Origin of the sequence: Pseudomonas sp. S06B 330 (assembly GCF_002845275.2) — a bacterium.
GTDB lineage: Bacteria > Pseudomonadota > Gammaproteobacteria > Pseudomonadales > Pseudomonadaceae > Aquipseudomonas.
This window is the reverse complement of the sequence record NZ_CP088149.1, coordinates 1,980,564-1,992,799: the sequence shown is the minus strand read 5'-3', so window position 1 is coordinate 1,992,799 and position 12,236 is coordinate 1,980,564. Positions and strand designations below refer to the sequence as shown.

Below are 12,236 nucleotides of genomic sequence, written 5' to 3'. Positions count from 1 at the left end.
GCGGGTGTGGGGTTGGCGCCATAGTTTGCAGTCGTTCCGTGACAATTGACCGCAAAAGACCACGACAACGCGTTGAAGTTCTTGGATTTATCGATTTTCCCCGAGCTTTGCTATGCTGGCCGGCTTCCGGCCTGAGGTAGCACCATGCAACTCATCGACATCGGCGTCAATCTGACCAACCCAAGTTTTGCCGACAAACACGCGGCAATTCTCGAGCGTGCCGAGGCTGCCGGTGTGGTGCAAATGATGGTCACCGGCACCAGCCTTGAGGGCAGCGAGCAGGCACTTGAACTGTGTTTGTCGTTGGATGAAAGCGGCCAGCGGTTGTTCAGCACTGCCGGTGTTCACCCTCACGATGCCAGTAGCTGGAGCACCGAGAGCAGCCGCCACGTGCGTGCCTTGCTCGAGCAACCACGGGTGCGCGCGGTGGGTGAATGCGGCCTGGATTTCAACCGTGACTTTTCCCCCCGCCCCCAACAGGAAAAGGCCCTGGAAGAACAGCTGGCCCTGGCCGTCGAGTTGCAGATGCCAGTGTTTCTCCACGAGCGCGATGCCAGCGAGCGCCTGCTGGCGATCCTAAAGGATTACCGCGACCGCCTGCCCGCTGCCGTGGTGCACTGTTTTACTGGCGAACGCGCGGCGCTGTTCGGCTATCTGGACCTGGACCTGCACATCGGCATCACCGGCTGGATCTGCGATGAACGACGCGGTACCCACCTGCACCCGCTGGTCAGTAGCATCCCCCAAGGCCGGCTGATGCTGGAAAGCGATGCGCCCTACTTGCTGCCCCGCAGCCTGCGCCCCAAGCCGAAGAACGGCCGCAATGAGCCGGCCTACCTCACCGAGGTGCTGCGAGAAGTGGCCTTGCACCGGGGCGAAACGGCTGAGCAACTGGCTGCCCATTCCACCGCGTGCGCCCGCGCTTTCTTTGGCCTGCCGGTGATTGTTTGACGCATATCAAGGCGCACCGCTGATCGCTTCGGCACAATGATGGCACCTTGCCAACAATGTTTCCGCTCAATCAGAGAAGACCTTCCATGGGTGCCTGGCTTAGCAATATCTCCCTGAAATACAAGTTCTGGGCCGTCAATGCGGTGGCCTTTGTCACAACTCTGTTTCTGGTGCTCTACGCCGTGCACCTGGAACAGCAGGCCCGCGCTCAGGAAGCCCAAGCCAAGGCTCAGTCTGAAGCGCAATTGCTGGCAGCCTGGCCCGCCGGCCAAGCGTTGCCGCACAACCCGTTGTGGTTGCAATACATCCCAGGGCAAGTGCCCTCGTTTGCTGACGAAAATCTGGATGCCCTGGCCAATGCCCAAGGCTGGGTCGAACTGCGTGGTCTGGCGCTGACCGGCAGCGACCCGCTCACCGGCGCTCAGGTGATCAACCGCGAAGGCCAACAGCTGGCGATCCTGGCGCCCTCCCCCAGCCTGCTGCAGGTGTTTACCGACCGTTTCACCAACTACGCGGTCTGTGTGCTGATCCTGATGCTGGCCATGCTCTGTGCTTCGCAGTTGCTGATTCGCTTTCTACTCAGCCAGCTCAACACCCTCAAAGACGTCATGTTGCACGTGGAGAAGACCGGTGATCTCTCGGCCCGGGTGCCGTTGTCCTGCGGCGATGAAGTCGGCCAGATGGCCAGCGCCTTCAACGCCATGCAGACCACCTACCACCGTGTGGTCAATACCGTGGCGCGCACCGCTGCGCAGCTTGATTCCGGCGCCGCCCGCCTGGCCGCGAGCATGAATGACGTGCGCCATGGCATGCTGGGCCAGCAGAGCGAGACCGACCAGGCCGCCACGGCCATCAATGAGATGACCGCCACGGTCTATCACATCGCCCAGCATGCTGGCGCCACCCGCGATCTGTCGCAGAGCGCCGATACCCTGGCCGGTAGCGGCCAGCAAGTGGTCAGCCGCGTGCAAACCTCAATTTCCGGGTTGTCCAGTGGCGTGCAGCAGACCGCCGAGATGATTCGCCAATTGGCCGAAGACAGCCAGAAGATCAACGGCGTGGTCGGGGTGATCCACAGCATTGCCGAACAAACCAACCTGCTGGCCCTGAACGCTGCGATCGAAGCCGCCCGCGCCGGCGACCTCGGTCGTGGCTTTGCCGTGGTCGCCGATGAGGTGCGCAACTTGGCCAAGCGCGTGCAAGCCTCCACCGACGAGATCACCACCATGGTCTCGGCGCTGCAGGCTGGCACCCGCGACGCAGTGGATTTCATGCAGGAGAGTTCGTTCAAAGCCGACGACTGTGTGCAACAGGCCCAGGAGGCCGGTGCAGCCTTGGCCGAGATCACCAGCGCGGTGGCCCAGATGCGTGAAAGCAATACCCAGATTGCCGTCGCCGCCGAGCAACAAAGTCAGGTCGCCGAAGAAATGAACCGTGCGGTGGTGAGCATTCGTGACGTCACTGAAGAGACCGTGCAGCAGACTGTCAACTCGGCCACCACCAGCAGCGAACTGGCGACCCTGGCCGGTGAACTGAACAAGGCCATCGGCCAACTCAAGCTATAAGGCCGATAGCCGCCGCTCATTGGCCCCCTGACGGGGGCCGCACTATTCTTCAAACAGAACCTTGAGGAATTGCCCATGAGCAAACGCTTACCTAACCTGCCCGCCTGGCAATGGCGAGGCTACCACCACAATCACCGCAACCCGACCAACCTGGTGTTGCACCTGATTGCCGTGCCGCTGTTCATTCTCGGCGTCCTGCTGGTGCTGTCTGGGTTGTTCGCGCTGGACCTGGGGCAGTTGGCCGTCGGCGTCATCGCCCTGATCGCCGGCCTTGGCCTGCAACGCCAAGGCCATCGCCTGGAGACCGAACAACCAGAACCGTTCAATGACCGCAAAGATGCCATTGGCCGCTTACTGGTCGAGCAATTCATCACCTTTCCGCGCTTTGTCCTCAGTGGCGCCTGGTGGCGTGCCTGGCGAGACCGCCATCGCCACTAGGCGAAAACGGTCACCGTCTGTCGGCTGATGGCCAACAACTCGCCCGAGGCTGTCCATAGTGCAGATGCCGCGTGGCCATAACCATCACGGGCATGCTCGGTCTGCGCACAGTACTTGAACGAGTCATGGGGGGTCAGGCTGGGCACCGGCTGAATGAACTCGATGGTCCAGGTCAAGGTGCTGCCGGCTGCAGGCCTGTTCAGGTGCGACAGTAAGGTGGGCGGCCAGGCATCGACCAGAGCCAGCAGGTGTGCCTCACTCAGGGTCTCATCACCGCCTTCGTCACGCAGCCTGACCCAGCCACCCATGTTACGCGATGGGTTGTTACTGAAAGGAATGCCGCCAATGGCCCAGCGCAGCGACACATGGCGCATGAACTCAGGGGTTACACCTTTGATATAGGGCAGCTCGACGCTTGAGTCTTGCAAGCCCTTCATTTCTACCGACGGCAGCGCCGGAACATCGACCACCGAGTCACGCCCGCCACCAAAGCTGCCCTGCATCAGAGTCACCACCTGGCCATTTTGCACGGCGCGACCCAACAGCGAACTGACCGCCTTGCCTTCGCGCAACAGCTCCACTTCAAAGCTGATCGGCACCTCGGGCTCGGCTGGGCCGACGAAGGTGATTGCCAGCGAACGCACTGGGCGACCGGGCGAGGTCTTGGCGCGCATCGCTTCGTATAGCAACGCTGCCATCAATCCACCGAAACAAGCGCGCCCTTGGGCCCAACTGGCATCAATGGTGACCGCCTGGGGATGCAGGCGGACTGCCTTGAGCAATTGCGAGAAATTCATGCCGACCTCATCCATGGGAAAAGTCTGATCTTAACCAGCACAGGCCCCTGCGACAGCCCGCATTTCGGACATATCAGCGGCTTAACGCTGCGCCAGGAGCGCTTGCAAGCGCTCAAGGGTGGCATCGGCACGCTGTTCGGCGGCGTGCAGTTGCGCTTGCCAGTGCTCGACACACGGCGCCAGGTCGGGCTGTTGCTCAGCCTGCAGCAACCACTGCACACGATCATGCCAGTCACCCAGGTCGCCTTGGGCACGCTTGAGCGCACGCTGCAAACGCCGCCCGGCATGTTCCAGTTGAGGGTAAGCCTCCGCGCCATAACGCACCCGCTTGATCAGCAGGCGCAAGCGGTGACGGTCATGCGCCGGGTCGACCAGCGCTTGGCGCAGTCTTTGCCACTGTTTCTCCAGGCGCTGGTCAATGCGCTTGTGCAAGCGCCGGATCAAGCCTTCCCGTTCAGCGGCACGCAAGAAAATCGGAAAGGCATCGACAATCGCCAACAAGCGCCCAAGCTCGGCGCTCTCTGCAACGCTAGCGAAGGTTTGCCGACGATGAGCCAAGCGCTGTTGCGCAGCGTCCCGTTGCTGGCGTTCAAGCAACTGCGCAGCCAACACCTCACGGTCACGTAGCGGGGTTGTCAACGCACCTAGTGCTTTGGCCGCCCCTTCCAGTTGCTCGACCCCAGGCAGCTCACGCAGGGGGCGCAGCAAACTGCGCAAACGCCGGGTGGTGGTACGCAGGTCGTGCAGCGCCTCGCTGTCGGTATCCGCCGCCAGTCGCGCCTGACACGCGAGCAAACGCACCTGCAGTGTCAGGACCTGGACAATCACATGGTCGAGCATGACCGACATGGTGTTCTCCTGTGTCAGCGACCGGCGCGCGATTCACGAATGTAGAAGCGCGCTTTTTCTGCTTTGTTGCTGCACCCCTCGAACGCCTCGAACTGTTGCTGGGTCTTGGCCCCGGTCAACAACGACAGGGCCTTGGAATAACTGACCGTACCGGCGAAGCCTTCAGCCTTGGCCAGATCCAGCTCTTTCCAGGCCGAGTCCAGCTGGTTGGCGCAACTGTCGCGGTAGGCTGTCTTGCCAGCACAACCGGCCAGGAGCAGAGCAATCAGCGGCAAGGAAATCCAGGCTTTCATCGGTGAATCCTCAAAAAAATGTTCAAAGTGGCGTGTTCGACGACTACAAAGAAGAAAAGTGCCCTGCAAAGCGTAGCGCAGCGCGCATGACGATTGAAGCACAGACACGAATGGGCGCATTGTTAGACCCTCGATGGAGAACAACCTGGAGCCATCATGAGTAAACGCGTGGCATTGGTATTGGGCTCTGGCGGGGCCCGAGGGTATGCGCATATTGGCGTAATCGAAGAACTGGAGCGCCGCGGTTATGACATTGCCTGCGTGGCAGGCTGCTCCATGGGCGCGGTGATTGGCGGCATCTATGCGGCCGGCAAACTTGAGGAGTATCGCAACTGGATCGAGAGTCTGGACTACCTGGACGTGTTGCGCCTGGTGGATGTGAGCTTTCGCCTGGGGGCCATTCGGGGTGAAAAAGTCTTCGGGCAGATTCGCAAGATTGTTGGCGAAGTGAATATCGAAGAATTGCGAATCCCCTACACGGCGGTGGCTGCCGACCTCACCAACCAGCAGGAAATCTGGTTCCAGGAAGGGTGTCTGCACCAGGCCATGCGCGCCTCGGCAGCCATTCCCAGCCTGTTCACACCCGTGGTGCAGGGTAACCGCATGCTGGTCGACGGTGGTATTCTTAACCCATTGCCGATCATTCCGGTGGTCTCCAGCCATTGCGACTTGATCATTGCCGTGAACCTTAACTCGACCAACCAGAAGCAGTACCAACTGCCAGTGATCGAACGCCCGGCCGCCTTCAAGCTGCGCTTTGACAACCTGATTAGCTCGCTGGGTTCGCACTTGCCGTTCCGGCGCAAGCAAGCCGAACAACTGATGCGTATCGAGGCAGAGCTCACACCGCAAGCGGCGCAAATCCCCAACCCCTGGCTCAGTGATGCAGCCGACCCCGAGGCGCAGCAGCCGGCAGCCGCGCCGGAAAGTGCCGGTGCACCGAAATCAGCGACGGGATCGTTCATCATCGATAACGTTGGGCCGGCGTCACTGCTGGACCTGATCAACCAGAGCTTTGAGGTCATGCAGACCTCCCTCGCGCAATACAAGATTGCCGGTTACCCGCCGGATGTATTGATCAACGTACCCAAGCGGGTGTGTCGCTTTTTCGAGTTCTACAAAGCACCGGAACTGATTGCGTTGGGCAGGGAAATTGCTCGCGATACGTTGGATAACTATGAGGCCGAGCGGCGGTAGCCGCTGCCGTGAGGCTGCGATCGGGCGTGAAACGGCCGCAAAACCTGACCACCGCGATTTGTCAGCCCCAACGAGGTGCCCGCCTCACGACTGCTCCGCAGCCGATCGCAGCCTCGTGCCTCGGCAGCGGCTACATCCTGGTACTGCTTAACCCTGTTCCGGCCCCACCAGGCGATACCCTACCCCAGGCTCGGTGATGATGAACCGCGGCGCTGTCGGATCATCCCCCAGTTTTTGCCGCACGTGGGCAACCACGATGCGCAAGTAGTGACTGTCATCGACATGGGTCGGCCCCCAGATGTCTTTGAGCAGTTGCTGCTGAGTGATCACCCGTCCCGGATGCGCCGCCAATTGCGCCAGTAACGCATACTCCTTGCGGGTCAACGCAACCTCGGCACCGTCCAGGGTCACCTTGCGAAAGGCCAGGTCGACCGTCAACGGGCCGAAGCTCGGCGCCACATCGGTTGCCGTCGCCTGTGGCGCCTGGCGCAATAACGCCCGAACCCGAGCGAGAAACTCCTGAATGCCGAACGGCTTGGTCACGTAGTCGTTGGCACCGTTGTCCAGCGCCTCGACCTTCTGGATTTCGCTGGCGCGCACCGACAACACCAAGACCGGCACCGGGCTCCATTCGCGTAATTCACGCAGCACCTGCTGGCCGTCCATGTCCGGCAGGCCCAGATCCAGCACCACCAGATCCGGGCGGGCCAGCGCGGCCTGGGTCAAGCCCTCGGCGCCCGTCGCCGCCTCCACCACCTTGTAGCCCTGAGAGCTCAGGCTGATGCGCAGGAACTTGCGGATCTGGGGTTCGTCATCGATGACCAGCAGTGTGGCGATCTGGCTCATAGGGCTTCGCTTTCAGGCTCAGGCTGAGTGGGCAGCGGCAAGCATAATGTGATGCAGGTGCCGTGACCATCGATACCCTCACCGACCAGGATGTGCCCGCCGTGGGCACCGATCATACCCTGACAGATTGCCAGGCCCAGGCCTGTGCCCTGCCCGCCCCGATCGCCCCGGGCGGCGGTGTAGAACATGTCGAAGATCTTCTCGCGATCGGCTACGGGAATACCCGGCCCTTCGTCGCTGACCGCGAAACGCAATTGCTCGCCCTCAGCCACTACTTGCAGTTGCAGGCGCCCGTTGGCCGGGGAAAAGCGCGCAGCGTTCTCCACTACATTGACCAGCGCCTGCTCGATCAAGGCAGCATGCACGAACAGCAGCGGCAGGCCGTCCGGCACCTCGGTGCTCACCTGCAACGGCGCCAGCACCACGCGCAGGCGATTGAGCGCACTGCCAACGATGTCGGTTGGCGCCACCCAGTCTCGGGCCAGCTTCAGGCCCCCATGGCCCAGGCGGGTCATGTCCAGCAGATTCTGGATGTAACGGTCCAGACGTTCAGCCTCATTGCGCGTGCCTTCAAGCAATTCCTGGCGGTCAGCTTGCGCAATGGCCTCACCGAGGGCCAGCAGGCTGTCGATACTGCCGCGCATGGCGGTCAACGGGGTGCGCAGGTCATGGGACACCGAAGCCAGCAAGGCACTGCGCAGCTGCTCGGTTTCGCCGTGCAGACGCGCAGCTTCCAGCTGTTCAGCCAGGCGCGCTCGCGCCAGGGCCTGGGCCAACGGCTGGCTCAAGGCCTTAAGCAAACGTCGATGCTGCGGTGTGAGGCTCTGGCCCTGGCGCGGACGTACGCCAAGCAACGCCAGCGGTTGCTCTTCCACCGACAACGGCCACCACCACCAACGGCCATTGGGCAAGGTATCGCTGCCTAAACCTGCCGCCTGATCGTGCTGCCACGCCCAATCGGCGGCAGCCCGTTCGTTATCGCTGAACTGCACGCTGCCAGCGCTGACGACCTGCAGACGACCTTCGACATCACGCTCAAGCAGGCACACCTGCACATCGTTCCAGCCATCGAGGTGTTGCCCGGCAGCATTGAACACCGCCTGGCGATCGGTGGCGGCCGTCAGTTTGCGCGACAGATCCAGCAACTGGTTGGTCTGTTCCTGGGTTTCCCGCAGCGCCTGCAACTGGCGGCGCTGGCGTGCGGCCAAGTTGCCGGTAAGCGCCGCCATCAACAGAAAGAACAGCGAAGTCAGTACATCTTCTTCTCGCTGGATGCTGAAGGAGAAGTTTGGCGGGATAAACAGAAAATCATACGTCAGGAAGGACATTAGCGCGCAGGCCAGCGCTGGTCCCAGACTACTGCGTACGGCCACCAGCAACACGGCGGCAAGAAACACCAGCGAGATGTTGGGCAAGGCCAGGACCGCAGAAACGCCCCAGGCAATGCCGGTGGCCAGCAAGGTGGCGACCAGCGCCAGCAGGTAGTGGCGCCAGACCCAGACCTTTTTCGCCGCTGCGCTCGGTGGTTCAGGCCGGTCGTCACGGTCGAGCACGTTGATTTCCAGGCCATGGGCCTCACGCAACAAGCGCGCGGCCACTCCGGCCCCGAACAACCGCCGGCGCAGGCGATCACGTGACTGGCCAACCAACACCAGGTTGGCGCGACGCTCCAAGGCATGCTGAATCAGGGTCTTGGCCACTTCACCGGCACGCAGCAGCACCACTTCGCCGCCCAGTCGCTCTGCCAGCTGCTGGGCGGCCTGCAAGCGTTGGCGTGCGGTTTCGTCGCGCAGCCTGCCGTTGTCGACATGCACCAGGCTCCATGGCAGGTGCCGACGCTGAGCCACCCGGCAGGCATGGCGCACCAGGCGTTCGGCCTGGGCATCGCCATCCACACCGACCAACAGACGGCCACGCAAGGACGGTGCGTCCTGACCGAGCTGACGATAACCGTGCGCCAGGTCAGCATCGACCTGGGCCGCTGCCGTCTGCATGGCCAGTTCGCGCAACGCCGTGAGATTGGTCTGGCTGAAAAAAGCATCGATCGCCGCGCGGGCCTGCTCGGGCACATACACCTTGCCTTCGCGCAGACGCTCGAGTAGTTCGCGCGGTGGCAGGTCAATCAGCACCAGCTCGAAGGCTTCCTGCAGCACCCAGTCCGGCAGGGTTTCGCGCACCTGCACGCCGGTAATGCCACGCACCTGATCGTTGAGGCTCTCCAGGTGCTGGACGTTGACCGTGGTGTAGACATCGATACCGGCGGCCAACAGTTCCTGCACGTCCTGCCAGCGCTTGGCGTGGCGACTGCCGGGGGCGTTGCTGTGGGCCAACTCGTCGACCAGCGCCAGTTGCGGTGCGGCCTTGAGCAGACCATCGAGGTCCATTTCCTCCAGCTGCACACCGCGATACTCGGAGCGCAGCAGCGGTTGTTGCGTCAGGCCGGCGAGCAAGGCTTCGGTTTCAGCCCGGCCATGGGTCTCGACCACCGCCGCCAGCACCTGCACACCCGCGCGCAACTGGGCATGTGCGGCCTGGAGCATGGCGTAGGTCTTGCCCACACCTGGCGCTGCGCCGAGGAACACTTTGAGCTTGCCGCGCCCTTCGCGCGGCAGCCCAGCCAACAACGCATCAGCGCGTTCGGTATTGCTATCGCTCACTGCTGTTCCTTATTTCGAAACCGGGGCGAGCCGTTCGAGGGCTGCGTTCAACGTCAGTACATTGACCACCGGCGGACCGATCAATGGCTGCAGGGTGGACTGCTCTACCAGGGCTTGCAAGGCCTCTGTGCTGACGTGCCGCACCGCGGCTACCCGCGCCAGCTGATAGGCCACCGCGGCAGGCGACAAATGCGGGTCCAGGCCACTGCCGGAGGTGGTCAGCAAGTCCAGCGGCACTGCGCCCTGTGCCTCGATGTACTGCTGAGCGGCGCTGTCGTTGATGCGCCGGGCCAGCGCCGGGTTGCTCGGTGCCAGATTGCTGGCACCACTGGCGACGGTGGCGTAGTCGGCTGCCGAGGGCCGCGAGTGGAACCAGGCATCGCCCTTGAAATCCTGGGCAATCAGCAGCGAACCGCGTACTTGACCCTGCTCATCACGCAGCAAGCTGCCGTTGGCTTGCTCAGGGAAAGCCACTTGGGCCACCCCGGTGACCACCAGCGGGTACACCGCCCCCGTGATCAGGGTCATCAACAGAATCAGGCTCACGGCCGGACGTACATAAGAGGTCATGATCATCTCCTTGGTCTCAGACCAGGTGCAAAGCGGTGAGCAGCATGTCGATCAGTTTGATCCCCGCAAAGGGTACGATCAGCCCGCCCAGCCCATAGATCAGCAGGTTGCGGCGCAGCAGGTGCGCGGCGCTTGCCGCCTGCACCCGCACGCCACGCAGGGCCAGGGGGATCAGCGCAACGATGATCAACGCGTTAAAAACAATGGCCGAGACGATCGCGCTCTGCGGGCTGCTCAGGTGCATCAGATTGAGCACCTCCAGTTGCGGGTAGATCGCCGCGAACAGGGCGGGCAGGATGGCGAAGTACTTGGCCACGTCGTTGGCAATCGAGAAGGTGGTCAAGGCACCGCGGGTCACCAGCAATTCTTTGCCGACCTGGACCACATCCAGCAGCTTGGTCGGATCGCTGTCCAGATCAACCATGTTGGCGGCTTCACGGGCGGCCTGGGTACCATCGTTCATGGCCATACCGACATCGGCCTGGGCCAGCGCCGGCGCGTCGTTGGCGCCGTCACCACACATGGCGACCAGGCGTCCGTCGTTCTGCTCCTGACGAATACGTGCCAGCTTTTTCTCCGGCGTGGCTTCGGCAAGCACGTCATCGACCCCGGCTTCGGCGGCAATCGCCGCAGCGGTCAGAGGGTTGTCACCAGTGACCATCACCGTCCGGATGCCCAGCTTGCGCAACTCGGCAAAGCGTTCACGAATCCCCGGTTTGACCACATCCTTGAGGTGGATGGCGCCGAGCAAACGTTGATCAACACAGACCAGCAAGGGCGTACCGCCGCTCTGGGCAATCTTGTCCACTTCGCGAGCGAGTGCCGCCGGCATCTCCAGACGCTGCAGGCCAACGAAGGCCAGCACTGAATCGACCGCACCTTTACGAAAACGCCGCTGTTGGAAATCCACACCCGACAAGCGGGTCTCGGCACTGAAAGCTACCGGCGTGAGCTGATCGCTGGTGGGTTCGCTGAAGTCGTGCAACTGGCGCAGGTATTCGACAATCGATTTTCCCTCGGCGGTATCGTCTGCCAGCGAGGCGAGCAAGGCACCCTCCCCCAGCTCCTTGCTACTCACACCGGGCGCGGCATGCAAGGCACTGCAACGACGGTTGCCGAAGGTGATGGTGCCGGTCTTGTCGAGCATCAGCACATGCACGTCACCGGCGGCTTCCACGGCACGGCCGGAACGGGCAATCACGTTCAGACGCACCAGGCGATCCATACCGGCGATACCGATGGCTGACAGCAGACCACCGATAGTGGTCGGGATCAGCGTAACCAGCAGCGCCACCAGAAACACCAGCGGCAGGCTGCCACCGGCAAAATGGGCGAACGGCTGCAAGGTGACCACAACCACCAGGAAGATCATGCTCAGGCCGATCAGCAGAATATCCAGCGCGATCTCATTGGGCGTCTTCTGACGCTTGGCGCCTTCGACCAGGGCGATCATACGGTCCAGGGTCGACTCGCCGGGATTGCTGGTGATACGGATCAGCAACCAGTCAGAAACCAGCCGCGTGTTGCCGGTAACGGCGGACCGATCACCACCGGATTCACGAATCACCGGCGCGGATTCACCGGTGATTGCCGCTTCGTTCACGGCGGCAATACCTTCGATCACTTCGCCGTCACCGGGAATCATTTCACCGGCCACTACCTTGACCACATCGTCTTTGCGCAGGCGGGTGGCGGCGACCTCCTCGAAACTGCCCGAGGCCGTGCGACGCCGCGCACTCAAGCCTTGGCTACCCGCTTTCAGGCTGTCAGCACGGGCTTTGCCGCGGCCTTCGGCCAGGGCTTCGGCAAAGTTGGCAAACAACACGGTAAACCACAGCCACAGGGCAATCTGCACCGCCACCGAGGTCGGTACTTCGGCATCAGGCAGCAGGCACAGCAAGGTGGTGAAAATCGCCGTCAGCTCGACCACCAGCATCACCGGTGAGCGCTTGAGCTGGCGCGGATTGAGTTTAACGAACGCCTGCACCAAGGCCGGGCGCCACAATGCAGCGAAGCTGGTCCGTGCCGCCGGGGCCGGAGCGGCTTTCACTTCAGGAATCGGCATATTCATGA

Annotated in this window: 11 protein-coding genes; 4 read left to right on the top strand and 7 right to left on the bottom strand. The window is 62.3% G+C overall.

The window, feature by feature from the left end:
• Nucleotides 1-144 precede the first annotated feature (144 nt).
• From CX511_RS09225 to CX511_RS09215, 3 genes are all read left to right on the top strand, one after another.
• Nucleotides 145-951, top strand: coding sequence for a TatD family hydrolase (locus CX511_RS09225; RefSeq protein ID WP_045189856.1), 807 nt, complete (start codon nt 145-147; stop codon nt 949-951).
• An 86-nt stretch (nt 952-1,037) separates the two neighbouring features.
• Nucleotides 1,038-2,516: a methyl-accepting chemotaxis protein gene (locus tag CX511_RS09220; RefSeq protein WP_101293254.1), complete on the top strand. Its 1,479-nt coding sequence runs from the start codon at nt 1,038-1,040 to the stop codon at nt 2,514-2,516.
• A gap of 75 nt (nt 2,517-2,591) precedes the next feature.
• The gene (locus CX511_RS09215; protein WP_045189852.1) at nt 2,592-2,954 is read left to right on the top strand and encodes an Mpo1-like protein; all 363 of its coding nucleotides are present in this window, start codon (nt 2,592-2,594) and stop codon (nt 2,952-2,954) included.
• On the opposite strand, the gene CX511_RS09210 is transcribed toward CX511_RS09215, so the two are convergent.
• The 3 genes from CX511_RS09210 to CX511_RS09200 all read right to left on the bottom strand — a co-directional run bounded on the left by CX511_RS09210 (nt 2,951) and on the right by CX511_RS09200 (nt 4,893).
• Nucleotides 2,951-3,751, bottom strand: a complete 801-nt coding sequence (locus CX511_RS09210) for an acyl-CoA thioesterase (RefSeq protein ID WP_045189851.1) — start codon at nt 3,749-3,751, stop codon at nt 2,951-2,953. The two genes, CX511_RS09215 and CX511_RS09210, sit on opposite strands and share 4 nt — an antisense overlap.
• 81 nt (nt 3,752-3,832) lie before the next feature.
• Nucleotides 3,833-4,600 (bottom strand): CHAD domain-containing protein, encoded by a 768-nt coding sequence (locus tag CX511_RS09205; protein ID WP_101293255.1) that lies wholly within the window; start codon nt 4,598-4,600, stop codon nt 3,833-3,835.
• A 14-nt stretch (nt 4,601-4,614) separates the two neighbouring features.
• Nucleotides 4,615-4,893, bottom strand: coding sequence for a hypothetical protein (locus CX511_RS09200; protein ID WP_101293256.1), 279 nt, complete (start codon nt 4,891-4,893; stop codon nt 4,615-4,617).
• A 156-nt stretch (nt 4,894-5,049) separates the two neighbouring features.
• Here CX511_RS09200 and CX511_RS09195 point away from each other — a divergent pair, with 156 nt between their 5' ends.
• A complete protein-coding gene (locus CX511_RS09195) occupies nt 5,050-6,090 on the top strand; it encodes a patatin-like phospholipase family protein (RefSeq protein WP_045189845.1) in 1,041 nt (346 codons plus the stop codon).
• A gap of 147 nt (nt 6,091-6,237) precedes the next feature.
• Here CX511_RS09195 and CX511_RS09190 read toward each other — a convergent pair whose 3' ends face one another.
• The 4 genes from CX511_RS09190 to kdpB are packed head-to-tail and all read right to left on the bottom strand — an operon-like array spanning nt 6,238 to nt 12,234.
• Entirely contained in the window at nt 6,238-6,936 is a 699-nt protein-coding gene (locus CX511_RS09190; RefSeq protein ID WP_101293257.1) for a response regulator, read from the bottom strand.
• On the bottom strand, nt 6,933-9,593 hold the full coding sequence (locus CX511_RS09185; RefSeq protein ID WP_045189841.1) for a DUF4118 domain-containing protein: 2,661 nt from the start codon (nt 9,591-9,593) through the stop codon (nt 6,933-6,935). Before CX511_RS09185 ends, CX511_RS09190 begins: the two co-directional genes overlap by 4 nt.
• A 9-nt stretch (nt 9,594-9,602) precedes the next feature.
• Nucleotides 9,603-10,163: a potassium-transporting ATPase subunit KdpC gene (kdpC, locus tag CX511_RS09180; RefSeq protein ID WP_101293258.1), complete on the bottom strand. Its 561-nt coding sequence runs from the start codon at nt 10,161-10,163 to the stop codon at nt 9,603-9,605.
• 16 nt (nt 10,164-10,179) lie between these two features.
• Entirely contained in the window at nt 10,180-12,234 is a 2,055-nt protein-coding gene (kdpB, locus tag CX511_RS09175) for a potassium-transporting ATPase subunit KdpB (protein WP_101293259.1), read from the bottom strand.
• Nucleotides 12,235-12,236: the final 2 nt, after the last annotated feature.

Bases quoted from the DNA above. Each gene is read 5' to 3' on its own strand.
- CX511_RS09225 (WP_045189856.1), top strand. From the start codon at position 145: ATGCAACTCATCGACATCGGCGTCAATCTGACCAACCCAAGTTTTGCC.
- CX511_RS09220 (WP_101293254.1), top strand. From the start codon at position 1,038: ATGGGTGCCTGGCTTAGCAATATCTCCCTGAAATACAAGTTCTGGGCC.
- CX511_RS09215 (WP_045189852.1), top strand. From the start codon at position 2,592: ATGAGCAAACGCTTACCTAACCTGCCCGCCTGGCAATGGCGAGGCTAC.
- CX511_RS09210 (WP_045189851.1), bottom strand. From the start codon at position 3,751: ATGAATTTCTCGCAATTGCTCAAGGCAGTCCGCCTGCATCCCCAGGCG.
- CX511_RS09205 (WP_101293255.1), bottom strand. From the start codon at position 4,600: ATGTCGGTCATGCTCGACCATGTGATTGTCCAGGTCCTGACACTGCAG.
- CX511_RS09200 (WP_101293256.1), bottom strand. From the start codon at position 4,893: ATGAAAGCCTGGATTTCCTTGCCGCTGATTGCTCTGCTCCTGGCCGGT.
- CX511_RS09195 (WP_045189845.1), top strand. From the start codon at position 5,050: ATGAGTAAACGCGTGGCATTGGTATTGGGCTCTGGCGGGGCCCGAGGG.
- CX511_RS09190 (WP_101293257.1), bottom strand. From the start codon at position 6,936: ATGAGCCAGATCGCCACACTGCTGGTCATCGATGACGAACCCCAGATC.
- kdpC (WP_101293258.1), bottom strand. From the start codon at position 10,163: ATGACCTCTTATGTACGTCCGGCCGTGAGCCTGATTCTGTTGATGACC.
- kdpB (WP_101293259.1), bottom strand. From the start codon at position 12,234: ATGAATATGCCGATTCCTGAAGTGAAAGCCGCTCCGGCCCCGGCGGCA.